A 25108-nucleotide genomic window follows, 5' to 3' on the forward strand; every position below is an offset into this window, starting at 1 on the left:
CATCAACCTGTCACGAAGCGGCGTTCGGGGCCGGGACTACGATCGCCGCATGCCAGAAAGCGCCCCCTCGGAGTCGCCGCGCGGTGTGCGCGAGGTGAAGTCGGCGGCCCGTACCGTCGATCTGCTCGATGTGCTCGCCGCCCGCGGCGACCGTCCGGCCCGCCTCCAGGAGCTCGCCGACGAACTCGGCGTACCGCGCAGTTCCATGTACGCGCTGCTGCAGACGCTGATCGCGCGCGGCTGGGTGCGTACGGACGTGACGGGTTCGCTGTACGGCATCGGTATCCGGGCCCTGCTGACCGGCACCAGTTACTTGGACACGGATCCGTACGTGCGGGCCGTGCGCCCGTACCTCGACGAGGCGTCCCAGACGCTCGGCGAGACGGTCCACCTGGGGCGGCTCGACGGCTTCGACGTGGCGTATCTGGCGACCCGTGAGTCGCACGAATATCTGCGCACGATCAGCCGCGTGGGCCGCAGGCTGCCCGCGCACGTCGGCGCGCTCGGCAAGGCGCTGCTGGCCGAACGCCCGGACGACGAGCTGCCGCCGGGCCCGTACGAGCGGTCCACGGAGCGCACCCACACCACGCGCGAGGCGCTCGCCGCGGATCTCGCCGTGATCCGGCGGCGCGGTCACTCGGTCGACCGCGAGGAGGGCGTCACGGGCCTCGTCGGCTTCGGTTTCGCGCTGCGGTACGCGGCGCCCGCGCACGACGCCATCAGCTGTTCGGTGCCGGTGGCCCGGCTGTCGCCGGAGCGCGAGGAGCGGATCGTGGCGGTCATGAACGAGGCCCGCGCGAGGATCGAGGCGTCGGCCCACCGCGGCATGGCGGGCGTCGCCGACTGGCGCTGAACAGCCCACGTCACAGCGCGAAAAGCGGCTCTTCTGCCCGACCGAACCACACCCAAACCAAATGTGTCGCGCGTCACAGCCCCCGGCTTATGTGCACACCCCACGGGCTTGATACAAATTGGCCGCGCCCGCGTCCCCGGTTCGGTTCTGTTCGCAAAGACGTCGCGCTCCCAACTTCCCTGCCTTACCACCCCCTTGCCCAAAACAGCGTCCAAGGCGAGGGGCCCGTTCTTCAGGATCGCCCGTGTCCCGCCGCCCTGCCCGGCCCGCGCTCATCGCCCTCTTCACGGCCGGCTATCTCGCCGCCTATCTCCTGCCCACCATCGTCGGCCGGCTCGCCGCCGGCCTGCGGCTCTCTCCCACTCAGGCCGGTCTCATCGGCAGTGCGCTGCTGCTGAGTTCGGCCGCCGCGGGCCTCACGCTCGCGGCCCGCGTCGAACGGGTCGGCGCCCGCCGCGCCGCCCGCGCCGGACTGCTCCTCGCCGCCGTCGGCTACGGCACCGCTGCGCTCGCCGACACCACCCCGCTGGTCGTCGCGGGTGCGATGATCGGCGGCTTCGGTTCGGGTACGGCGACGGCGGTCGCGGCCACCGGGATCGCCGCCCAGAAGGACCCGCACCGCGCGTCCACGCTCGGCCTGTTGAGCGTCTCGGCGCTCGCGGCCGCCCTCTACCTGGCCATCCCGCGGATCAGCGAGGGCCACGGCCTGCCGTTCGCCGCGCTCGCCTGCACCGCGCTCGCGGTGTGGCCCGCGACGAGCGCCCTGGACGGCCCGGCGACCCCGGACAACTGCGCGGCCCCCGCCCCCAAGTCACCGCTCCCCCACGCCCGTTCGGGTCTGCTGCTCGCGGCGGCGCTGGTGTGCTGGTCGATGGCGCAGAACGCGCTGTGGGGCGTCAGCAGCCGCATCGGCACGGAGCAGGCCGGCCTTTCCGAGGTCACGGTCGGCTCGGTGTTCGCGGTGGGGCTCGGCGTCGCCCTGCTCGGGGTGATCGGCGCGGGCGCGGTCGGCGTCCGCCTGGGCCGTGCGCTGCCGATCGGGGCGGGCACGGCGGCGATCGCCTGCTGCGTCGTGCTCAGTGCCCGCGCGGACGACCTCGGTTCCTTCGCCACGGGCGAGATCGCCTGGAACACCCTCTACCCGGTGGTCCTCTCGTACGTCCTCGGCCTCGCGGCGTCCCTCGACCCGCGCGGCCGCTGGGCGGTCCTCATCGGCGCGGCGTCCTCGCTGGGCACGGCGTGCGGCCCGCTGGCGGGCAGCGTCCTGGCGGAGTCGGCGGGCTTCACGGTGATGGGCGTGGTGCTGGCCGTGGGCCTGCTGCTGCTCGCGGTGCCGCTGACCGCGGTGGCCCTGCACACCGGTGGCCGCCCGCTGTTCGCGGGCGCGGCACGGCGCCACAGCGGCGCTCCGGTCGGTGCGATCGTGCCGCCTTCGGGTGTGCTGGAGCAGCCGGTGGTCGAGCTGTTCGACATCGAGTCGACGATCGAGACGGCCGCCCCCGCACCGGAGTTCAAGCTCCAGCCGTCGGTCCAGTCACCGGACCCGGTTCAGCCGGAGATGTCGTCCAGCTCGTACGCCTCGACCTCGGCGATGTAGCGCGCCCTGCGCGCCTCGTCCTCCTCGCTGCCGTCGAGGAACGACGCCACGAACGAGTTGCGGGCCAGTTCCCGCACTCGGTCGTGGTCGATGCCGAGCGCCTCGTGGACGGCGTGGAAGGTGTCGCCGACGTAGCCGCCGAAGTAGGAGGGGTCGTCGGAGTTGACCGTGCAGAGCAGCCCGGCGTCCATCATCTTGACGAGCGGGTGGTCCTCCAGCACGTCGATGGCGCGAAGGCGCACGTTCGACAGCGGGCACAGCGTGAGCGGAATCCGGTCGCGTACGAGCCGTGCCACGAGCTCCGGGTCCTCCAGGGACCGCAGCCCGTGGTCGACGCGCTCGACGCCGAGGATGTCCAGGGCCTCCCACACGTACGAGGGGTCGCCCTCCTCGCCCGCGTGCGCGACCTTGCGCAGGCCGAGCGCGTCCGCGGCCTCGTACACCTCGCGGAACTTCGCGGCCGGGTTGCCGACTTCGGCGGAGTCGAGGCCGACGCCGACGATGCGGTCGAGGTACGGCTTCGCGGCGTTCAGGGTCTCCATCGCCGACTCGGCGGACTGATCGCGCAGGAAGCACAGGATCAGCTTGGTGGAGATCCCGTGCCGCTCCTCGCTGCGCGCGAGGGCGCGCGAAAGGCCCTCGACGACGGTGCCCATGCCCACGCCCCGCGCGGCGTGCGCCTGCGGGTCGAAGAAGATCTCGGCGTGCCGCACGCCCTGCTCGGCGGCGCGCGCCAGGTAGGCGTCGGCGAGCGCCTCGAAGTCGTCCTCGGTGACGAGGACCGCCATCAGCGAGTAGTACAGGTCGAGGAAGGACTGGAGGTCGGCGAAGAGGTACGCCTTGCGGAGCTCCTCGGTGTCGGCGTACGGCAGGGTGATGCCGTTGCGACGGGCGAGTTCGAAGGCGAGCTCGGGTTCGAGGGTGCCTTCGATGTGCAGGTGGAGCTCTGCCTTGGGGATGCGGGCGAGTGGTGCGAGGGACATCGGACCATCGTACGCAGATCGGGGGCGCGGGCCTCAGCGGCGCTTCGGCACCGGGATCCGGTCGAGGTCGCGGGCGACCGTCAGCTCCCCGTCGAACCCGGCGGCGCGGGCCTGCCGCGCGAACTCATCCGGGTCGGTGTAGCGCTGGCTGAAGTGGGTGAGGACGAGGCGCCTGACGCCCGCGTCACGCGCCACGCGGGCGGCCTGCCCGGCGGTCAAGTGCCCATGGTCGGTGGCGAGTTGAATGTCCTCGTCCAGGAACGTCGACTCGATGACGAGCAGGTCGCAGCCCTCGGCGAGCGCTTCCACGCCCTCGCACAGCCGGGTGTCCATCACGAACGCGACGCGCTGCCCGCGCCGCGCCTCGCTCACCTCGTCGAGCGCGACCCCGCGCAGCGCGCCCTCCTTCTGCAGCCGCCCGACGTCGGGCCCCGCGATGCCGTGCGCGGCGAGCCGCTCGGGCAGCATGCGGCGGCCGTCGGGCTCGACGAGGAGATAGCCGTACGACTCGACGGGGTGCGAGAGCCGGCGCGCTTCGAGCCGGTACGCGGGGGTGTCGGCCAGCACCGCGCCCTCCCCCGTCACCGGTTCCTCGGCGATGTCGACGGTCTCCCGGTACGCGGTGGCGTACCGCAGCCGTTCGAAGAAGCGCTGCCCTGACGCCGGGTAGTGCGCGGTCACCGGGTGCGGCACGCGGTCCAGGTTGATCCGCTGGACGACGCCCGCGAGGCCGAGGGAGTGGTCGCCGTGGAAGTGCGTGACGCAGATCCGGTTGATGTCGTGCGCCGCCACGCCGGCCCGCAGCATCTGCCGCTGGGTGCCCTCGCCGGGGTCGAAGAGGATGCCTTCGCTGTCCCAGCGGAGCAGGTAGCCGTTGTGGTTGCGCTGCCGGGTCGGCACCTGGCTGGCGGTGCCGAGCACGACGAATTCCCGTACGGACATGGGTGGTTGGTCCTGTCAGGTCCTGTCGGGGTTATCCGGGAGGCCACTGCATGCCGCGGCCACCGAGGACGTGGGCGTGCGCGTGGAAGACGGTCTGGCCGACACCGCTGCCGGTGTTGAACACGATGCGGTAGCTGTCCAGCTTCTCGTCCTTCGCGACCTCGCCGGCCTCGCGCAGCACGTCGGCGGCGATGGCCGGTTCGGCGGCGGAGAGGGAGGCGGCGTCGGGGTGGTGGACGCGCGGGATGACGAGGACGTGGGTGGGGGCCTGGGGGTTGATGTCCCGGAACGCGACGGTGGTCTCCGACTCGCGGACCAGGGTGGCGGGGACGTCCCCGGCGGCGATCTTGCAGAACAGGCAGTCATCCATGACGGCATCGTATCGATCACCCCACCCGGCGCACGGCCTCGGGGCTCCGCCCCGGACCCCGCGCCTCAAACGCCGGCGAGGCTTGATCTATCAAGCCCCTGCGGCGATTGAGCAGCGGGGGTCCGGGGGCGGAGCCCCCGGGGCCGCAACCACTACTCCGTCGAAGCCCGCGGCAGCGTCGGCGCGGACTTGGCCGGGGTTTCCGCGAGGGACGCCAGCGCGATGCGAACCGCCTCGTCCAGCTGCGGGTCACGCCCGGCAACCACATCCTGCGGAGCCATGACCACCTCCACGTCCGGATCCACCCCGTGGTTCTCCAGACCCCACCCGTAACCCTCCATCCAGGTCGCATACTTCGGCTGCGTCACCAGCGTCCCGTCCACAAGCCGGTACCGGCTGTCGATGCCGATGACGCCACCCCACGTACGTACGCCCACGACGGGACCGATGCCGAGCGCCTTGATCGCCGCGTTGACGATGTCGCCGTCGGAGCCGGAGAACTCGTTGGCGACCGCGACGACGGGGCCGCGCGGCGCGTCCATCGGGTAGGAGAACGGGCGGCTGTCGCGCGGCAGGTCCCAGCCGACGACGCGGCGGGCCAGCTTCTCGACGACGAGCTGCGACGTGTGGCCGCCCCGGTTCTCCCTGACGTCCACGACGAGGCCCTCCCGCGCGACCTCCACGCTCAGGTCCCGGTGGATCTGCGCCCAGCCGGGCGCCTGCATGTCGGGGACGTGGAGGTAACCGAGCCGCCCCTCCGACTTCTCGTGGACGTACGCCCGCCGGTCGGCGACCCACGCGTGGTAGCGCAGCGGTTCCTCGTCGTCGAGCGGCACGACGACGACGTGCCGGGGGTCGCCGCCGCCCGCGGGTGACACCGTCAGCTCCACCGGCTTGTCCGCCGTCCCGACGAGGAGCGGTCCTGGACCGGTCACCGGGTCGACGGGCCGCCCGCCGACCGCCACGATCGCGTCCCCTGCCCGCACGGCGACACCGGGCGCGGCCAGCGGCGAACGCGCCCGCGGGTCGGAGGTCTCGGACGGCAGCACCCGGTCGACCCGCCAACTGCCGTCCTCGTGACGGGAGATGTCCGCGCCGAGCAGGCCCTGTCGCCGCGCGGCGGAACCGTACCCGCCGCGCGGCGTCACGTACGCGTGCGAGGTACCCAGCTCGCCCTGCACCTCCCACAGCAGGTCGACGAGGTCGTTGTGGGTGGCGACGCGGTCGAGCACCGGGCGGTAGCGCTCCAGTACGCCGTCCCAGTCGACGCCGTTCATGTCGGCGCGCCAGAAGTTGTCCCGCATGAGGCGACCGGCCTCTTCGTACATCTGCCGCCACTCGGCCGCCGGGTCGACGCGCTGGCTGATCCGGGACAGGTCGACGGTGATGTTCGTGTCGCTGTCGTCGTCGTGGGCCGGGCGCCGGTCGCTGGGGACGACCTTCAGTGCCTCGCCCGTCCACAGCAGCACCCGCTTGCCGTCGCCGCTGACCTCGAAGTGGTCGGCGTCGGAGCCGATCTCCTCGATGCGCTGTTGGGCGAGGTCGTAGCGTTCGAGGCGGGTCTTGGGCTCGGGGGCGTCGCGTCCGGCGCGCGAGTCGCCGAGGACGCCGCGCACCGGGTGCCGCAGCCACAGCACCCCGTCCTTGGCCGTACGGAGTGTGGAGTAGCGGGCGGCCTCCACGGGGAACGGCACGATGCGGTCGAGCAGTCCGTCCAGGTCGACGCGGGTCGTGGGCGCGCCCTCGCTGTCGGGCGTCTCGGCCCCGGGGCTGTCCGGGGCGTCGAAGGGGCGGCCGTGCCGCTGCGGTCCGAAGGGGGAGGGGGTCGTCGCGGCGAGCGTGATCAGGTGCGGCCGCGAGCCGCTGACGAACGCGAGGTCGAAGGCGTGCTCGTCGTAGACCGGGTCGAAGGAGCGCGCCGACAGGAACGCCAGGTGCTTGCCGTCGAGGGTGAACGCGGGCGCGTAGTCCCGGAATCGGAGCGGCGTCGCCTCGCTCACCGACAGGTCCGTGGTGTTGGCGAGCTTGAGCTGGCGCAGGTCGTGCGGGCCGGGGTGCGACCAGGCGAGCCACGCCGAGTCGGGCGAGAACGCGAGCCCGTCGGCATTGCCGTCCGCGCTGCGGTCCACTTCCCGTACGTCGCCGCTGTCCCGCTCGACGAGCAGGACCCGCCCGTCGTGCGAGGCGACGGCGACCCGGCCGCCGTCGGGCGCCACGGTCAGTCCGAGGACCCGGCCGAGCTGTCCGGCGCCGAGCCTGCGCGGTGTGGCGCCGGGCCCGGCCCCGGTGGCGGGGGCGAACTCCAGGGCGTCGTCGCCCTCGGCGTCCGTCACCCACACCACGTGTTCCTCGCCGTCGACGCGGAAGGTGTGCGGGAGCCTGGCCCGTACGCCGGGTTCGGCGGCGAGGGCGCGGGCCGGTCCCGAGCGGTGGGTCACCCAGTGCACGGCGCCGCGCACGCTGATGGCGCTGCCGCGCCCGGTGTGGTCGGGGGACGCGACGCCGAACCAGCGGGCGGCGTCGACGGGGCGCGGCTGCGTGTCGACGCGCTGGCCGCCCAGTTGTACGTCGAGGCGGCGCGCCTCGGTGCCCTCGCCCAGGTCGTCGACGATCCACAGCTCACCGGCGCTGGCGTACACGATCCGCGCGCCGTCGGTGGCGGCGTGCCGCGCGTAGTAGCCGTCCACGGGGGTGTGCCGGCGCAGCTCGGAGCCGTCGGGCAGGGAGGAGTAGAGGGCGCCGACGCCCTCGTGGTCGGAGAGGAACGCGACGCGGTCCCCGACCCACATCGGGTACTCGATGTTGCCGTCGAGCTCGGCGTGCAGCCGCGCGAACTCTCCCGTGCCGTCCGGGTCGATCCACAGCTTGCCCGCCGTGCCGCCCCGGTACCGCTTCCACCAGGCGGCCTCCCGCCCCATCGTCGCGGACAGCAGCAGCACCTGCGCCCCGGGCCCCTGCGGCCCGTACGCGACGCCGCCCACGGGCCCGTACGGCAGGGTCTCGGCGGGTCCGCCGTCCAGCGGCACGGCCCGCGCCCAGCTGCGGCGGAACGAGGCCTGGCCGTGCGTCGTGGTGGCGAGCACCCGCCCGTCGGGGGTCCAGCCGCGCACGGTGGTCGTCCAACTGCCCCAGTGCGTCAGGCGCTTGGCGGAGCCGCCGGCGACCGGGGCGACGTACACCTCGGGGGCTCCGTCGCGGCGCGAGGTCCAGGCGACGGTCTCGCCGTCCGGGGAGAGCCGGGGGTGGCTCACGGGCATGTTGTCGGCGCTGACCCGCCAGGCGCGGCCGCCGTCGAGGGGCGCGGCCCACACGTCGTCCTCGGCGGTGAAGACCACCAACTCGCCGTGCGGGTGCGGGAACCGGAGGTAGGCAGGAGTCGTCACCCCGCCTACCTTAAATTTGGCCGCTGCCCACGTCAGCCCGTTTGATCACTTGCCTTTCGCTTGCCTCTCGCTTGCCTCTCACTTGCCCTGGAAGGTGGGCGGGGGCGCCGTGACCGTGACGGTTTCGGTCACCGTGCTGGTGGAGCCCGGTCGCGGTTCCTGGGGCTTCGGGTCCTGCGAAGGCGTCGGCGTGCGTGTCGGTTGCGGCTGCGGCTGCGGCTTCTGCGATTCGTGGGGCTGCGTCGAACTCCCGTCGGGGGCCGCGCAGTTGCCGAGCACGCCGTAGTTGAACCACACCTTGCCCTCGACGCGCGCGATGACCTTTCCGCGTACGCACTTGCCGGACACGGCCCCGTACACCCACCCGTTCACGGTGATGTCCTTGCCGTCCTTGGTCCTCCCCCGGCAGTCGACCTTCACCTCGCTGGGCGCCGAATCACCGGACTTGGTGGGGCCGCTGTACGCGGCGGTGCAGCTGATCCAGGCCACCTTGGCGTGCTGCCGGTCGAGTTCGACGGTGGCCTGCTGGTCGGTGGTGGCGGCGACCGTGGACGGGTCGAGGTCGCCCTCGATCGGCTGGCACGCGACGCCCGTGGCGACGACGGCAGCGACGAGGGCCACCGCGCCGAACCACCGCCTCGTTCCCCGCATGCACGGCAGAATGCCAGCGGACGTACAGGGTCGGTAGTGCGGTTGCAGCCACTACGGGCGATTTTTCAGAGGGCTCAGCCCCAGCGCCCCGTGCGCCCCAGCAGCAACGCCACCGCCGCCGTCCCGGCCGTCGACGTACGCAGCACGCTCCGCCCGAGCCGCATCGGCCGCGCCCCCGCCTCCTCGAACACCGCCAACTCCTCGGGGGACACGCCCCCTTCGGGCCCGACGACGAGCACGATCTCGCCGCTCGCCGGGAGTTCGACGGCGGCCAGCGCCCCGCTCGGCGCGTCCCTGTCCTCGTGCAGCACCGCCGCGAAGTCCGCCCCCGCGAGCAGCGCGGCGACCTCCTTCGTCGTGGCGGCGTCCGCGACGGCCGGGAACCGCACCCGCCGCGACTGCTTCCCGGCCTCCCGCGCGGTGGCCCGCCACTTGCCGAGCGCCTTGAGCCCCCGCTCGCCGCGCCACTGCGTGATGCACCGGGAGGCGGCCCACGGCACGATCGCGTCGACGCCGGTCTCGGTCATCGTCTCGACGGCCAGCTCGCCCCGATCACCCTTGGGCAGCGCCTGTACGACGGTGATCCTCGGCGCCTCGACCGGCTCCACGTGGACGGGCCCGGCCGCCACCTCCAGCCGGTCCTTGCCCTCGCTCCCGGTGACGACGGCCTCGCACCACGAGCCGAGCCCGTCGGTGAGGGTCACGGCTTCCCCGGCGCGCAGCCGCTTCACGGAGACGGCGTGCCTGCCTTCGGGACCGTCGAGCACGTACGCGCGGTCATCGGGCACGGCGCCCTCGACGACGAAGACGGGGGCGGTCATCAGGCGGCACCCCGCTGCGCCAACGCGCCCTTGGCGGCGTCGAGTTCGGCGGCCAGTACCTCGACGAGCTGCCCCGCGGGGAGCTCCCGCGCGAGCCGGTGCCCCTGCCCCGCCCACAGCGCCATGCCCTGCGGGTCACCGGCCTTGGCCGCGGCCTTGCGCAGCGGCGATGTCATGTGGTGGATCTGCGGGTACGCGGCGGGGGCGTACGGTCCGTGCTCGCGCATGAACCGGTTGACGAGTCCGCGCGCGGGCCGCCCGGAGAAGGCGCGGGTCAGCTCGGTCCGTACGAAGAGCGGGTTGGTCATGGCCCGCTTGTGCGGCTCCGGCGCCCCGGACTCCGGGGTGACGAGGAACGCGGTGCCGAGCTGTGCGAGGTCGGCGCCTGCCGCGAGTACGGCGGCGATCTGCGCGCCCCGCATGATGCCGCCGGCCGCGACGATCGGCAGCTGTACGGCCTCCCGTACCTGCGCGATGAGCGCGAGCAGCCCGATCCCGCTGCCGTCCGCCTCGGGATTGTCCCTGTGCGTCCCCTGGTGTCCCCCGGCCTCGACTCCCTGTACGCAGACCAGGTCGGCGCCGGCCTCCTGCGCGGCCTGCGCCTCCTCCACGGTGGTGACGGTGACGCCGACGCGGGTGCCGACGCGTTGCAGGGCCTGGACGACGGCGAGGCGCGGGCAGCCGAAGGTGAAGGTGACCAGGGGGACGGGCTCGTCGACGAGGATCGCGAGCTTGGCGTCGTACCCGTCGTCGCTGCAGCTGTCGGTCTCACCGAGCGGAGTGCTGTACCAGGTGGCTTCGCCGGCGAGCTGGTTGCGGTAGACGTCGACGGCGGCGGGGTCGGCGTGCTCGGTCTGCGGCATGAAGAGGTTGACGCCGAAGGGCCTGCCGGTCAGCGCCCGCACCTGTTTGATCTCCTGGTACATCCCGTCGGCCGTTTTGTACCCGGCGGCGAGGAACCCGAGGGCGCCCGCGTCGGAGACGGCGGCGACCAGGGCGGGTTGTGAAGCGCCACCCGCCATGGGGGCCTGCACGATCGGGAGGGAACAGAGATCGGTCAGTGCGGAGGACATGCCCGCATCGTGCCACGTCCCCTCCGGGCCACCGAATCGACCGTTACACCCACCCGGCCCCACGCCTCGGGGCTCCGCCCCGGACCCCGCTGCTCAATCGCCGCAGGGGCTTGATCTAGCTGCACCACATCAAGCCCCGCCGGCGATTGAGGCGCGGGGTCCGGGGCGGAGCCCCGAGGCCGTAACGCCGGTGCGGCGTACACGGGTGGCTCAACGGCCGTTGAACGCGTCCTTCAGCCGGGAGAAGAGACCCTGCTGACCGGGCTGGAACTGCCCGGTCGGCCGCTCCTCACCACGCAGCTTCGCCAGCTCCCGCAACACCCGCTCCTGCTCCGGATCGAGCTTCTGCGGAGTCGTGACCTCGACGTGCACGATGAGGTCACCACGACCACCGCCCCGCAGATGCGTGACACCGCGCCCGTGCAGCGGCACCGACTGACCGGACTGCGTGCCCGGCCGGATGTCGATCTCCTCCATGCCGTCGAGCGTCTCCAGCGGCACCTTCGTGCCGAGCGCCGCCGCCGTCATGGGGATGGTGACCGTGCAGTGCAGGTCGTCGCCGCGCCGCTGGAAGGTGGGGTGCGGCAGTTCGTGGATCTCCACGTACAGGTCACCGGCGGGACCGCCACCGGGCCCGACCTCACCCTCGCCCGCGAGCTGGATCCGCGTGCCGTTGTCCACACCGGCAGGGATCTTCACGGTCAGGGTGCGCCGCGAGCGGATGCGGCCGTCACCGGCGCACTCCGGGCACGGCGTCGGGACGACCGTCCCGAAGCCCTGACACTGCGGGCACGGCCGCGAGGTCATGACCTGACCGAGGAAGGACCGCGTCACCTGCGAGACCTCACCCCGACCGCGACACATGTCACAGGTCTGGGCGGAGGTGCCGGGCGCGGCGCCCTCGCCGCTACAGGTCGTGCACACCACAGCGGTGTCGACCTGAATGTCCTTCGTCGTACCGAAGGCCGCCTCGTCGAGCTCGACCTCGAGACGGATCATGGCGTCCTGACCGCGCCGCGTACGGGACCGGGGCCCGCGCTGCGACGCCGTACCGAAGAACGCGTCCATGATGTCCGAGAAGTTCCCGAACCCGCCGGCGCCGAAGCCACCGGCCCCGCCGCCTCCGCCGGCCCCCGACAAGGGGTCGCCCCCGAGGTCGTAGACCTGCTTCTTCTGCGGGTCGGAGAGCACCTCGTAGGCGGCGTTGATCTCCTTGAAGCGCTCCTGAGTCTTCGGGTCCGGATTCACATCCGGGTGAAGCTCACGCGCCAGCCTTCGAAAGGCCTTCTTGATTTCGTCCTGGGAAGCGTCGCGGCGCACGCCGAGTACGGCGTAGTAGTCCGTGGCCACTTACGACTCCGCCAGGATCTGTCCGACGTAACGTGCCACTGCGCGTACTGCTCCCATCGTTCCCGGGTAATCCATGCGTGTCGGTCCGACGACACCCAGCTTGGCGACTGCCTCGCCGCCCGAACCGTAGCCGACCGAGACGACGGATGTGGAGTTGAGTCCTTCATGGGCGTTCTCGTGACCGATCCGTACGGCCATGCCCGAATCTCCCACCTCACCAAGCAGCTTGAGGAGCACGACCTGCTCCTCGAGTGCCTCCAGCACCGGACGAATGGTGAGGGGAAAATCATGTCCGAAGCGGGTGAGATTGGCGGTACCGCCGATCATCAGCCGTTCCTCGGACTCCTCGACGAGCGTCTCCAGCAGGGTGGAGAGCACCGTCGCGACCGTGCCGCGGTCCTCCGTCTCGAAGGACTCCGGCAGGTCCTGCACCAGCTGCGGTACGTCGGCGAACCGGCGGCTCGCGACGCGGCTGTTCAGCCGGGCCCGCAGATCCGCGAGTGACGTTTCGCCGAACGGCGCCGGGCAGTCGATCATCCGCTGCTCCACGCGTCCGGTGTCCGTGATCAGCACGAGCATCAGACGGGCGGGCGCCAGCGAGAGCAGCTCGACGTGGCGCACGGTGGACCGGGTCAGGGACGGGTACTGGACGATCGCCACCTGCCGCGTGAGCTGCGCGAGCAGCCGCACGGTGCGGCCGACGACGTCGTCGAGGTCGACGGCGCCGTCCAGGAAGTTCTGGACGGCGCGCCGCTCGGGTCCGGTCATCGGCTTCACAGCGGTGAGCTTGTCGACGAAGAGCCGGTAGCCCTTGTCCGTGGGGATGCGCCCGGCGCTGGTGTGCGGCTGGGCGATGAACCCCTCGTCCTCCAGGGCGGCCATGTCATTGCGGACGGTCGCCGGCGAGACGCCGAGCTTGTGCCGCTCGGTGAGCGCCTTGGAGCCGACGGGCTCCTCGGTGCCGACGTAGTCCTGGACGATGGCGCGCAGCACTTCGAGCCTGCGTTCATTGAGCATCGGCGCACACCTCCAGAAACAGCCGCTGCGATCGTTGCCTGCGATCTTCCTGCTTTGGCACTCCCTGAGCGCGAGTGCCAATCGTCCCCGGCTCAGTGTACGGCCGGTGGGTACGGGCCCGGCAAGGGCGCTAGCGTCGAGGTATGGAGCTCGCGCAACGTACCGATTGGGCCTCGTCGGGCTGGGAGGGGCTGGCGCCGAATGTGGGGCGGGTGCGGTTGCCCGGTTGGGACTGTACGACCGGCCTCGTCGTCGGTGAAGACGCGGCGCTCTTGATCGACACCGGATCCTCACTCCGTGAAGGCGTCCGGCTGCGCGCGGACACCCGCGCACTCCTCGGAGCACACGGGAGGGTGACGCATGTCGCGCTGACCCATCCGCACTTCGACCACGTCCTTGGCACGGCCGCGTTCGCGGGCGTCGAGGTGTACGGGGCGGTGGGCATCGACGCCCTCTTCGAACGCGGCACGGACGGGCTGCGCTCCAGCGCCGTACACAACGGTCTCCCCGAGGAGGAGGCGGCCGAGGCCCTCGACGTGCTCGTGACCCCGCCGCACCGGGTGTGCGGCGAGTGGACGCTCGACCTGGGCGGCGGCGTGACGGTGCTGCTGGCGAACATCGGTCCGGCGCACAGCGGTCACGACCTGACGGTGTTGGTTCCGGGTACGCCGGAGATCGTGTTCTGCGGCGACCTGGTGGAGGAGTCCGGCGAGCCGCAGGCGGGTTCGGACGCGGCGCCCCAGCACTGGCCTGCGGCGCTCGACCGGCTCCTCGATCTCGGCGGGGAGGACGCGGTGTACGTTCCGGGGCACGGTTCGACGGTGAATGCACGGTTCGTCCGCGAGCAACGCGCCACATTGGCAGCGCGTTTCGGCGTGTCGTAGCGACGACCTGCGCGTCTCTCTTATGGTCGGCCGATGCGCCAGTATTCCCCCGACCTCACGCCTCCCTGGAAGCGGAACAAGCCCGCCCCCGAGGTCCCGGCCGAACCGGACCTCGTGGTCGAAGAGATCTCAACGGGCTTCTGCGGAGCGGTGATCCGGGTCGAGAAGACGGCGCAGGGCCCGACCGTCACCCTCGAAGACCGCTTCGGCAAGCACCGCGTCTTCCCCATGCACCCCCGCGCCTTCATGATCGACGGCAAGGTCGTCACCCTCGTACGCCCCTCGGGCCCGGCCCCCGCACGCCCCACCCGCACGGCCTCCGGCTCGGTCGCGGTCCCCGGCGCCCGCGCGCGCGTGGCACGGGCGGGCCGCATCTACGTAGAGGGCAAGCACGACGCCGAACTCATCGAGCGGGTCTGGGGCGACGACCTGCGCATCGAGGGCGTGGCGGTGGAATTCCTGGAGGGCGTCGACGACCTCCCGGCGATCGTCTCCGACTTCGCCCCGGGCCCCGACGCCCGCCTGGGCGTCCTGGTGGACCACCTGGTCCCCGGCTCGAAGGAATGGAAGATCGCCCAGTCGGTGTCGAGCGACCACGCCCTGGTCGTGGGCCACCCCTACATCGACATCTGGGAAGCCGTGAAGCCGTCCTCGGTCGGCATCGACTCCTGGCCCCGCGTCCCCCACGGCCAGGACTGGAAGACGGGCGTCTGCCGCGCACTGGGCTGGCGCGTGTCCCACACGGGCGAGGCCTGGCAGCACATCCTGTCAAAGGTCCACACCTACAAGGACCTCCAACCCGAACTCCTCGGCCGAGTCGAGGAACTCATCGACTTCGTCACGGCCCATTCAAGCCCCTCCGGCGATTGAGGAGCGGGGCCCGGGGCGGAGCCCCGATCTTTCAAGCCTCGACGGCGGACGACCACACTCAAGCCCCGCCGGCGATTGAGGCGCGGGGTCCGGGGCAGAGCCCCGAGGCGTCAACCACGGCTCGGCGCAACCTCAGTCGACCAGGTCCCGCACCACCGCATCCGCCAACAACCTCCCCCGCAACGTCAACACACCCCGCCCACCCGCAAACGGCTCCGGTTCCAGCAACCCGTCCGCCAACGCCCGCTCCGCCGCCGCGCCCCCCGCCTCCCGCAGCAGCGACAACGGGCAGCCCTCACGGAGCCGTAGCTCCAAGAGGATGCGCTCGACCCGGCGGTCCTCGTCCGCCAGCACCTCACGCCCGGCCCCCGGGGACCGGCCCTCCGCCAGCGCCGCCGCGTACGCGCCCGGGTGCTTCACGTTCCACCACCGCACACCGCCCACGTGCGAGTGCGCGCCGGGACCCGCGCCCCACCAGTCGGCGCCGCGCCAGTACAGCTCGTTGTGGAGGCAGCGGCCCGCCTCCGACGTGGCCCAGTTGGACACCTCGTACCAGTCGAACCCGGCCGCGCCCAACACCTCGTCCGCGATGAGGTACCGGTCCGCGTGCACGTCGTCGTCGGTCATCGGCACCTCGCCGCGCCGGATCCGCCGCGCGAGCTGCGTGCCCTCCTCGACGATCAGCGCGTACGCCGAGACGTGGTCGGGCCCCGCCCCCAGCGCCGCCTCCAGCGAGGCCCGCCAGTCGTCGTCCGTCTCGCCCGGTGTGCCGTAGATCAGGTCGAGGTTCACGTGGTCGAACCCGGCCGCCCGCGCCTCCGCGACACACGCCTCGGGGCGCCCCGGGGTGTGCGTACGGTCGAGGACCTTGAGGACGTGCTGCCGGGCACTCTGCATGCCGAAAGACACGCGATTGAAGCCGCCGGCCCGCAGCTCCGCCAGGTACGCCGGGTCCACCGACTCCGGGTTCGCCTCGGTCGTGACCTCCGCGTCGTCCGCGAGCCCGAACTCCTCGCGGATCGCCCCCAGCATCCGTACGAGATCGGCGGCCGGAAGGAGCGTCGGCGTACCGCCTCCGACGAACACGGTGCGGACCGGGCGCGGGTCGTCACCGAGGACCTTCCTGGCCAGGCGCACCTCCTCCACCAGCGTCTCCGCGTAGTTGTCGCGGGACGCGAGGACGCCGCCGGTGCCGCGCAGCTCGGTCGCCGTGTACGTGTTGAAGTCGCAGTAGCCGCAGCGCGTGGCGCAGTACGGGACGTGCAGGTAGAAGCCGAGCGGGCGCGCCTCGGCACCCACGAACGCGGACGCGGGCAGCGAACCGTCCTCGGGCACGGGCTCACCATCGGGAAGTGCGGAAGGCATGCCCCCATTGTCCCGCCCGGCGGAGGTTCACTGCGCCTGGAGCACGAGCAGCGCCAGATCGTCGTCCGGCGGGCTGTCCGCGAAGGCGTGCACGAGCCGCCTGATGCGCTCCGCGAGCAGCGGCGCCGTGAGGCCCGCGCACCCGGCGAGGGCCAGCGCGAGCCCGTCGCCGTCGTCGAACTGGAGGGGCCCGCGGCGCCGCTCCGTCACCCCGTCCGTGACGCCGAGGAGGGTGTCCCCGGTGCGCATCATGAACGTTTCACTCGTGTAGTCCGGGTCGTCGACGACGCCGAGCAGCACCTGCGGCGTGGCCGCGGCGACGACCTCCCCGCCGGGCCGCATCAGCAGCGGCAGCGGATGCCCCGCGGAGGCGAGGGTGCAGATCACGCCGCCGTCCTCGGTGGGGGTCAGCTCGCCGTACAGCAGCGACAGGAAGCGGGAGGTGGAGCCCTCGGGCGGAACGCCGCGGCCGTCGGCGGCGGCGAGCGCGCGGGCGGCGGCGTCGGAGGCCTCGGTGGCGTCGTCGAGCAGCAGCCGGTTGAGGCGGTCGAGGACCTGGGAGACCTGGTACTCCTCGCGGGCGAGGAGACGCAGCCAGGGCCGGACGAGCCCGATGACGACGGCGGCCTCTGGGCCCTTCCCTTGTACGTCGCCGAGCGCGAAGCACCAGCGTCCCGCGCCGGCCGGGAACACGTCGTAGAAGTCGCCGCCGGGGCCGCCCGCCTCCTTCGGCTCGTAGACGAGGGCGGTCTTGACGCCGGGGATCTCGGCCATGGACGTGGGCAGCAGGCCGCGCTGCAGGATGCGGCTGATGGTGGCCTGCCGGGTGAAGCGGCGGGCGGCGCTGACGGCGAGGGCGACGCGGCGGGCGAAGTCCTCGACGAGGCCGGTGACCTCGTCGGGGAAGCGCAGCAGTCCGGCCCGGCCGATCAGCAGGATGCCGAGCGCGCGGCCGCCCGCGGAGAGCCGGTAGGCGAGCGCGGAACCGGACGCCTCGGTGGTGCCCGAGGCCATCGCGTCCATCGCGTCGAAGGGCCAGGGCACCGGCACGGCGCCCGTGTGCGGTCCTTCGGCGAGCCGCGGGGGCTCCTTCTCCAGGAGTCCGCGGAGCTCCTCGATGCGGTGTTCGTGGGTGTGCCAGACGCGGGCGAGGCGGGGCAGCGGCATCGGGTCGGCGCCGCGCAGCTCGTGCTCGACGACGCCCGGCAGGCCGCGCCCCTCCTCCTCGTAGAACCAGATGGCGCACCAGTCGGCGAGGCGCGGCACGAGGAGCTGGCCGACGAGGGCGGCGACCATGTCCTCGTCGAGCTGGCCCGCGAGCAGGTCGGAGGCCTCGGCGAGGAAGGAGAGCGCGCCGCGGTTGATCCAGTCCTGGTCCTGGGCGGCACGCCGGGACGCGGGCGCGAGGGTCTCGGCGGCGCGCAGGCAACGCTGGCGGCCGCGTACCCGGGCCGAGGTGTCGGGGAAGTCCGCGGCGGGTGTGGGGGCGTCGGCGGGCAGCCGGGCCCAGACGGTCTTGGTGCCGTTGCCGTAGGTGATGCCCCACGACTCGGCGAGGGAGGCGACGAGTTGGAGGCCGCGGCCGTACTCGGGGGTCTCCGGGGAGCGGAAGGACCGGTCGTTGCGGACGGCGCGGGCCGGGTGCCGGTCGGTGACCTCGACGACGAGTCCGGCGGACGCGCTGCCGTCGGGGGCGGCGCCCTCCAGGCGGCACAGGAGGTCGACTCCGGTGCCGGCGTGGACGACGGCGTTGGTGACGAGTTCGCTGACGACGACGGTCGCGTCGTCCATGAGGCGGCCGTCGATGGTCACGGGCACGGGTGGTGCGGCCGGTTCGGTCAGTTCGCTCAGTTCGCTCAGTTCGCCCAGTTCGTTCAGTTCGTTCAGTTCGGTCCAGTCGGCGAACGCGGACCGCAGGAAACGGCGGGCGGCCGCGGGCGCGAGCGGGTTTCCCGGCAGCGACGTGCGCGCGACGGACGGCTCCCCGGGCGGCCGGTCGGGCACGTCCGGGGAGCTGAACGCGCTGTCCCGCTGGATCGGAATGGAACCCACGTTTCGGCTCCTGAGTAGTTGTGGCAAAGACGCCTCAGGCGACACCGACAGAGTGACAGACTGGCCCCGCCCATAAGCGCCGAGTTACCTAAGTAGGCCGCTATGAGTGAGAACAGTGCTATGCGAGCACCTCAGAAGGGCTACGGTGACGAACCCATCCGCCCGAGCGATCTCCGCCCGCTGCTGGCCGCGCTGACGGCTGCCCGCGACGGCACGTTCGCCCCCGTGTCGCCCGTCGGCGACGGGATCGTCGGCGAGCTCGGCGCGGTGTTCAACCAGCTGGTGGACCGCAGCGTGCACTTCAGTTCCGAACTCACGCGGATACGACGGGAGATCATCCGGCACGGCCGGCTCGACGAGCGCATCGAGGCGAGCCCGGGGCAGGGCGCCTGGGTGACGCGGGTGAACGACATGAACAGCGTGATCGACGCGCTCGTCGCGCCCGCCGCCACCGCCACGCGGGTCCTTGAGGCGGTGGCGGACGGGGACCTCACGCAGCGTGTCGACCTGCACGACGGGAACCGGCAGCTGCGGGGCGATCTGCGCAGGCTGGGGCGCACGGTCAACAAGATGGCGGACCAGCTGTCCCTGTTCACCGGCGAGGTGACGCGGGTGGCGCGGGAGGTCGGCACCGAGGGGCGGCTCGGCGGGCGGGCGAAGGCGGCGGGGCTCTCCGGGAGTTGGCGCGATGTGACCGAGGCGGTGAACACCATGGCGTCGCGGCTCACGGCGCAGGTGCGGGACATCGCGCTCGTGACGACGGCGGTGGCGCAGGGCGATCTGACGCGTTCGGTCACGATCGAGGCGACCGGCGAACTGCTCGAACTGAAGCTGACCGTGAACACGATGGTGGACCAGCTGTCCGCGTTCGCCGACGAGGTGACCCGGGTGGCCCGCGAGGTCGGCACCGAGGGCCAGTTGGGCGGGCGCGCACAGGTGCGCGGCGTATCCGGCGTCTGGAAGGACCTCACCGACAACGTCAACTTCATGGCGTCGAATCTGACGTCGCAGGTGCGCAATATCGCGCAGGTCACGACGGCGGTGGCCAACGGCGATCTCAGCCAGAAGATCACGGTCGACGCGCAGGGCGAGATCCTGGAGCTGAAGTCGACGGTGAACACGATGGTGGACCAGCTGTCCGCGTTCGCCGACGAGGTGACCCGGGTGGCCCGCGAGGTCGGCACCGAGGGCCAGTTGGGCGGGCGCGCACAGGTACGCGGCGTATCCGGCGTCTGGAAGGACCTCACCGACAACGTCAACTTCATGGCGGACAACCTGACGTCGCAGGTGCGGAACATCGCGCTGGTGTCGACGGCGGTGGCGCAGGGAGATCTGTCGAAGAAGATCACGGTGCAGGCGCAGGGCGAGATCCTGGAGCTGAAGTCGACGATCAACACGATGGTCGACCGGCTGTCCGCGTTCGCCGACGAGGTCACGCGGGTGGCCCGCGAGGTCGGCACCGAGGGGAACCTCGGCGGTCAGGCCCAGGTCCGCGGCGTCTCGGGGGTCTGGAAGGAGTTGACCGACAACGTCAACTACATGGCGAACAATCTGACCTCGCAGGTCCGCAATATCGCGCAGGTCACCACGGCCGTCGCCCAGGGCGACCTGTCGAAGAAGATCTCGGTGGACGCGCGCGGCGAGTTCCTGGAGCTCAAGGACACCGTCAACACGATGGTGGAGCAGCTGCGGGGCTTCGCCGACGAGGTCACGCGGGTGGCCCGGGAGGTCGGCACGGACGGCCGGCTCGGCGGGCGCGCGACGGTGCACGGGGTGTCCGGGGTGTGGAAGGACCTCACGGACAACGTGAACTACATGGCGGACAACCTGACGTCGCAGGTGCGCAATATCGCGCAGGTCGCCACCGCCGTCGCCCAGGGCGACCTGTCGAAGAAGATCGACGTGGACGCGCGCGGCGAGATCCTCGAACTGAAGACGACGATCAACACGATGGTCGACACGCTCTCCTCGTTCTCCTCCGAGGTCACGCGCGTGGCCCGGGAGGTCGGCTCGCAGGGCCAACTCGGCGGCCAGGCCCGGGTCGAGGGCGTGTACGGCACGTGGAAGCGGCTGACGACGAACGTGAACGAGCTGGCGCTGAACCTGACCACGCAGGTCCGCGCCATCGCCGAGGTCGCCTCCGCGGTGACCTCGGGCGACATGTCCCGCTCGATCACGGTCGACGCGCAGGGCGAGGTCGCCGAGCTGAAGGACAACATCAACCTGATGGTGGCCAAGCTCCGCGAGACGACCCGCGCGAAGGACTGGCTGGAGTCGAACCTGGCCCGCCTCGCCGCCCTCATGCAGGGCCACCGGGACCTGATGGAGGTCGCCGATCTGATCCTGCGCGAGCTGACCCCGCTGGTGAACGCCCAGTACGGCGCCTTCTACCTCGCCGATCCGGACACCGGCCCCGGGGCCCGAACGGCCGCCCCCGCCAAGGGACTCGCCTATATCGCGGGCTACGGCCCCGCGTCCGCCTCGGTCGTCGACACCGGCGGGATGCCGGTCCACGGCCTCGTACGGCAGGCGGCACTGGAGAAGAAGCGGATCCTGGTGGAGGAGGCGCCACCGGACTACATCAAGATCAACAGCGGGCTCGGGGAGGCCTCGCCCGCGTCCGTCGTGATCATCCCGATCCTCTTCGAGGACAAGCTGCTCGGCGTGATCGAGCTCGCCTCCTTCTCCCGCTTCTCCGATGTCCACCTGGCGTTCTTCGACCAGTTCGTGAACACCATCGGCGTCGCCATCAACACGATCATCGCCAACTCGCGCACGGAGTCCCTGCTCGGCGAGTCCCAGCGGCTCGCGGTCCAGCTCCAGGAGCGCTCGGACGAACTCCAGCGCCAGCAGGCCGAACTGCAGCGCTCCAACGCCCAGTTGGAGGAGAAGGCCGCGCTGTTGGCGACCTCTTCCCAGTACAAGTCCGAGTTCCTGGCGAACATGTCGCACGAGCTGCGCACCCCGCTCAACTCCCTGCTCATCCTGGCCCGGCTGCTCTCCGACAACCCGGACGGCCATCTCAACGACCAGGAGGTGCAGTTCGCGACGACGATCCACCGCTCCGGATCCGACCTGCTCCAGCTCATCAACGACATCCTCGACCTGTCCAAGATCGAGGCGGGCCGGATGGACGTACGGCCAAGGAAGCTCCCCCTCATCAAGCTCCTCGACTATGTGCACGCCGCCTTCCGGCCCGTCACCCTCGACCGCGGGCTCGCCTTCGAGGTGTCGGTCGGCGAGGACGTGCCGCGCGAGATGTACTCCGACGAGCAGCGGCTCCAGCAGATCCTGCGCAACCTCCTGTCGAACGCCATCAAGTTCACCGCGAAGGGCCGGGTCGAACTGCGGGTCACCCGGGTCGAGGAGGGCGGCCCCGGGCAGCCGCACGAGGGCCGCGAGGGCGGCGGGGTGCTCGCCTTCGCCGTCTCCGACACCGGCATCGGCATCGCCCGCGACAAGCTCCCGGTCGTCTTCGAGGCTTTCCAGCAGGCCGACGGCACCACCAACCGCAAGTACGGCGGCACCGGGCTCGGCCTGTCCATCAGCCGGGAGATCGCCGGGCTGCTCGGCGGCCACATCGTCGCCGAGAGCGAACCGGGCGAGGGCTCCACCTTCACGCTGTACGTCCCCGTGTGCTGCCCGGGCCACGAGCCGGCCCCCGAGCCCGACCGGGCCCGCCCCGCACCGGCCCGCGGCACCACGGCCCTCGTACCGCAGCGGCAGGGCGAGTCCCCGGACGCGTACGTGCGGCCGGGCCCCGTGGAGGAGGCCGACAACTGGCCGACGCCGACGAAGCTGGAGCGCTGGCAGACCGGCCGGCCCGGCCGGGTGCTGCCGGGGCGGCGCGTCCTGATCGTCGACGACGACATCCGCAACGTCTTCGCGCTCACCCACGTACTGGGCCGCGTCGGCATGCCCGTCCTGTACGCGGAGAACGGGCGCGAGGGCATCGAGACGCTGGAGAGCCACCCCAATGTCGAACTCGTCCTGATGGACATCATGATGCCCGAGATGGACGGCTACGAGACGATCTCCGTCATCCGCGGTACGCCGAGGTGGGCCGGGCTGCCCATCGTGGCGCTCACCGCCAAGGCCATGCCCGGCGACCGCGAGAAGTCGATCGCCAAGGGCGCGAACGATTACGTACCGAAACCGGTGGACGTCGACCAGTTGCTGACCGTCGTGTGCGAGCTCCTGGCGCCCGAAGAGGCGGATCCGCCCCCTCCCGAGACTTCCGGCTCCCCGGCGACCACTGAGTGAGGCACCGTCACCATGACTACTGCAGAGTCCACTTCAGCGTCTGCGGATCGGGCCAGCATCCTCCTCGTCGACGACATGGAGGACAACCTGACCGCGCTGGAGGCCGTCCTCGGATCGCTCAACGAACCGCTCGTACGGGCCCGTTCCGGCGAGGAGGCGATGAAGGCGCTGCTGCGCAGGCAGTTCGCCGTCGTGCTCCTGGACATCCGGATGCCCGGCATGGACGGCTTCGAGACGGCGACGAACATCAAGCGCCTCGACCAGACGAAGGACGTCCCGATCATCTTCCTGACCGGCACGGACGCCGACACCGGCTACGCCTTCCGCGGCTACGCGACCGGCGCCGCCGACTATCTGACCAAGCCCTTCGACCCGTGGGTGCTACGCGCGAAGGTGACCGTATTTCTCGATCTGCACCGCAAGAACCGCCAGTTGCAGCGCCTGTTGGCGCGCGAACACGAGCAGTTCGACACCCTGGCGTCCCGGATGACGTCGATCGAGCTGCGCCTTGCCGAGGACGAGAACCCCGACGTACGCGAACTGCGCCGCGACATCGGGGAGATGAAGGAGACGCTGCGGATGATGCGCCGCGGGTAGGCGCCTGGCCGTCCCCGCCGCAGCGTCTCCTGACCCATCCGGTCAGCCCTCGCGGCTGCCCGCGTACATCTCGTCGAGCAGCCCCTTGTACTCCCGCTCGACGACCGGGCGCTTCAGCTTGAGGCTGGGTGTCAGCTCGCCGTGCTCGATGTCGAGGTCGCGCGGCAGGAGCTTGAACTTCTTGATGGTCTGCCAGCGCTGCAGGCCCTCGTTGAGCTCCTTCACGTAGCCCTCGACGAGCTGCACCGTCTGCGGCGCCGCGACGACCTCGGCGTAGGAGGAGCCGCTGAGGCCGTTCTCCTTGGCCCACTCCAGGATGGAGGGCTCGTCGAGGGAGATGAGCGCCGTGCAGAAGTTCCGGTCGGCGCCGTGCACCAGGATGTTGGAGACGTACGGGCACACGGCCTTGAACTGGCCCTCGACCTCGGCAGGCGCGATGTACTTGCCGCCGGACGTCTTGATCAAGTCCTTCTTGCGGTCGGTGATGCGCAGGTAGCCGTCGTTGGACAGCTCGCCGATGTCGCCGGTGTGGAACCAGCCGTCGGACTCCAGGACCTCGGCCGTCTTGTCGGGAAGCCCGTGGTAGCCCTCCATGATGCCGGGGCCGCGCAGCAGGATCTCGCCGTCGTCCGCGATCCGCACCTCGGTGCCGGGCAGCGGCTTGCCGACGGTGCCGGTGCGGTACGCCTCACCGGGGTTCACGAAGGAGGCGGCGCTCGACTCGGTGAGCCCGTAGCCCTCCAGGATGTGCACTCCGGCGCCCGCGAAGAAGTAGCCGATCTCCGGGGCCAGCGCGGCGGACCCGGACACGCAGGCCCGCAGCCGCCCGCCGAAGGCCTCCCGCAGCTTGCCGTAGACGAGCCGGTCGGCGGCCTTGTGCTTCGAGGCGAGCTTGAACGGCACCGAGGCGACGCCCGTACGCCGGAAGTTGTCCTGGCTGACCTTCGCGTACTCGCGCGCAACACCCGCCGCCCACTGGAAGATCTTGTACTTGGCGCTGCCGCCGGCCTTCGCCTTCGCGGCGACGCCGTTGTAGACCTTCTCGAAGATGCGCGGCACGGCGGCCATGTACGTCGGCTGCACGACCGGCAGATTCTCGATGATCTTGTCTACGCGGCCGTCGACGGCGGTGACGTGCCCGACCTCGATCTGGCCACTGGTGAGCACCTTGCCGAAGACGTGCGCGAGCGGCAGCCACAGGTACTGCACGTCCTCGCCGCTCACCAGGCCGGTCGCCGCAATGGCCTTCGCCATGTACGACCAGTTGTCGTGCGGCAGCCGCACGCCCTTGGGGCGGCCGGTGGTCCCGGAGGTGTAGATGAGGGTGGCGAGCTGGTCCTTGGTGATCGCCCCGACCCGCTCCCGGACGATGTCCGGGTTCTTCTCCAGGTACGCGGCGCCGCGCGCCTCCAGGTCCTCAAGGGTGAGCAGCCAGCCATCGGGGTCGGCGGCGTCCGGCTCGACACCCGTCGCGTCGATCACGACGACGTGCCGCAGCTCGGGGAGCTCCGCTCGGCGCGCCCGCGCCTTGGCGAGCTGCGCGGCGTCCTCCGCGACCATCACCTTGGACTCGGAGTCGGACAGGATGAACGCCGACTCGTCGTCGTTGGTCTGCGGGTACACCGTGGTGGTCGCCGCGCCCGCGCACATGATGCCGAGGTCGGCGAGTATCCACTCGACGCGGGTCGAGGACGCGAGCGCCACCCGCTCCTGCGGGCCCACGCCCAGCTCGACCAGGCCCGCGGCGATGGCGTACACGCGCTGCGCGGCCTGCGCCCAGCTCAGCGACTTCCAGTCGTCGGGGCCCGTGCCGGCGGCCGGGGGCACCGGATAACGGTAGGCCTCGGCGTCCGGTGTGGCCGCGACGCGCTCCAGGAAGAGGTTCGCCACGGAGGGCGGACGGTTCTCGATCAGGGTCTGTGTGTCGCTCACGACGTCCTCCGGGGCCCGCGACGGTGCGGCTGGTTGATACGAAGCCATTCTTCGCGGCTTGTTTAACTGGCGAGTAACCATTGGGCAGTGATCAGGGTAAGGGTC

18 protein-coding genes are annotated in these 25108 nt (G+C 71.5%); 6 read left to right on the top strand and 12 right to left on the bottom strand.

From position 1 onward, the window contains the following. Positions 1-49 precede the first annotated feature (49 nt). Together RBJ65_RS15110 and RBJ65_RS15115 are read left to right on the top strand one after the other, a co-directional pair. Complete coding sequence (locus RBJ65_RS15110; RefSeq protein ID WP_306321686.1) at positions 50-853, top strand: IclR family transcriptional regulator; 804 nt, start codon at positions 50-52, stop codon at positions 851-853. A gap of 244 nt (positions 854-1097) precedes the next feature. Beyond that, positions 1098-2450: an MFS transporter gene (locus RBJ65_RS15115; protein ID WP_306321685.1), complete on the top strand. Its 1353-nt coding sequence runs from the start codon at positions 1098-1100 to the stop codon at positions 2448-2450. On the opposite strand, the gene RBJ65_RS15120 is transcribed toward RBJ65_RS15115, so the two are convergent. From RBJ65_RS15120 to hrcA, 9 genes are all read right to left on the bottom strand, one after another. Continuing rightward, entirely contained in the window at positions 2402-3433 is a 1032-nt protein-coding gene (locus RBJ65_RS15120; protein WP_306321684.1) for an adenosine deaminase, read from the bottom strand. The genes RBJ65_RS15115 and RBJ65_RS15120 overlap by 49 nt on opposite strands. A gap of 33 nt (positions 3434-3466) precedes the next feature. Further along, complete coding sequence (locus RBJ65_RS15125) at positions 3467-4375, bottom strand: ribonuclease Z (RefSeq protein WP_306321683.1); 909 nt, start codon at positions 4373-4375, stop codon at positions 3467-3469. Between the two features lie 31 nt (positions 4376-4406). After that, complete coding sequence (locus RBJ65_RS15130; RefSeq protein ID WP_306321682.1) at positions 4407-4745, bottom strand: histidine triad nucleotide-binding protein; 339 nt, start codon at positions 4743-4745, stop codon at positions 4407-4409. A gap of 152 nt (positions 4746-4897) precedes the next feature. After that, positions 4898-8128, bottom strand: coding sequence for a S41 family peptidase (locus RBJ65_RS15135; protein WP_306321681.1), 3231 nt, complete (start codon positions 8126-8128; stop codon positions 4898-4900). Between the two features lie 78 nt (positions 8129-8206). After that, entirely contained in the window at positions 8207-8779 is a 573-nt protein-coding gene (locus RBJ65_RS15140) for a hypothetical protein (protein WP_306321680.1), read from the bottom strand. A 74-nt stretch (positions 8780-8853) separates the two neighbouring features. Further along, positions 8854-9600: a 16S rRNA (uracil(1498)-N(3))-methyltransferase gene (locus tag RBJ65_RS15145; protein WP_306321679.1), complete on the bottom strand. Its 747-nt coding sequence runs from the start codon at positions 9598-9600 to the stop codon at positions 8854-8856. Further along, positions 9600-10673 (bottom strand): nitronate monooxygenase, encoded by a 1074-nt coding sequence (locus tag RBJ65_RS15150; protein WP_306321678.1) that lies wholly within the window; start codon positions 10671-10673, stop codon positions 9600-9602. Before RBJ65_RS15150 ends, RBJ65_RS15145 begins: the two co-directional genes overlap by 1 nt. A gap of 210 nt (positions 10674-10883) precedes the next feature. Next, complete coding sequence (gene dnaJ / locus RBJ65_RS15155) at positions 10884-12023, bottom strand: molecular chaperone DnaJ (RefSeq protein ID WP_306321677.1); 1140 nt, start codon at positions 12021-12023, stop codon at positions 10884-10886. After that, positions 12024-13040, bottom strand: coding sequence for a heat-inducible transcriptional repressor HrcA (gene hrcA, locus RBJ65_RS15160; RefSeq protein ID WP_306321676.1), 1017 nt, complete (start codon positions 13038-13040; stop codon positions 12024-12026). It abuts the gene before it with no gap. Between the two features lie 143 nt (positions 13041-13183). Here hrcA and RBJ65_RS15165 point away from each other — a divergent pair, with 143 nt between their 5' ends. Beyond that, positions 13184-13924: an MBL fold metallo-hydrolase gene (locus tag RBJ65_RS15165; protein ID WP_306321675.1), complete on the top strand. Its 741-nt coding sequence runs from the start codon at positions 13184-13186 to the stop codon at positions 13922-13924. Between the two features lie 33 nt (positions 13925-13957). Continuing rightward, positions 13958-14794, top strand: a complete 837-nt coding sequence (locus RBJ65_RS15170; RefSeq protein ID WP_306321674.1) for a DUF3097 domain-containing protein — start codon at positions 13958-13960, stop codon at positions 14792-14794. A 132-nt stretch (positions 14795-14926) separates the two neighbouring features. Here the strand turns inward: RBJ65_RS15170 and hemW are convergent, their stop codons facing one another. Then, the gene (gene hemW / locus RBJ65_RS15175; protein WP_306321673.1) at positions 14927-16159 is read right to left on the bottom strand and encodes a radical SAM family heme chaperone HemW; all 1233 of its coding nucleotides are present in this window, start codon (positions 16157-16159) and stop codon (positions 14927-14929) included. Between the two features lie 27 nt (positions 16160-16186). Then, complete coding sequence (locus RBJ65_RS15180; protein WP_372341375.1) at positions 16187-18211, bottom strand: SpoIIE family protein phosphatase; 2025 nt, start codon at positions 18209-18211, stop codon at positions 16187-16189. A gap of 102 nt (positions 18212-18313) precedes the next feature. Here RBJ65_RS15180 and RBJ65_RS15185 point away from each other — a divergent pair, with 102 nt between their 5' ends. Both RBJ65_RS15185 and RBJ65_RS15190 read left to right on the top strand, forming a co-directional pair. Then, entirely contained in the window at positions 18314-22474 is a 4161-nt protein-coding gene (locus tag RBJ65_RS15185) for a HAMP domain-containing protein (protein ID WP_306321672.1), read from the top strand. Positions 22475-22486: 12 nt separating this feature from the next. Next, positions 22487-23071, top strand: a complete 585-nt coding sequence (locus tag RBJ65_RS15190; RefSeq protein WP_306321671.1) for a two-component system response regulator — start codon at positions 22487-22489, stop codon at positions 23069-23071. A 42-nt stretch (positions 23072-23113) separates the two neighbouring features. Here RBJ65_RS15190 and RBJ65_RS15195 read toward each other — a convergent pair whose 3' ends face one another. After that, positions 23114-25003 (bottom strand): long-chain fatty acid--CoA ligase, encoded by a 1890-nt coding sequence (locus RBJ65_RS15195; protein ID WP_306321670.1) that lies wholly within the window; start codon positions 25001-25003, stop codon positions 23114-23116. Between the last annotated feature and the right edge of the window lie 105 nt (positions 25004-25108).

It is taken from the genome of Streptomyces sp. KL109B, from assembly GCF_030766935.1.
Taxonomy (GTDB): domain Bacteria; phylum Actinomycetota; class Actinomycetes; order Streptomycetales; family Streptomycetaceae; genus Streptomyces.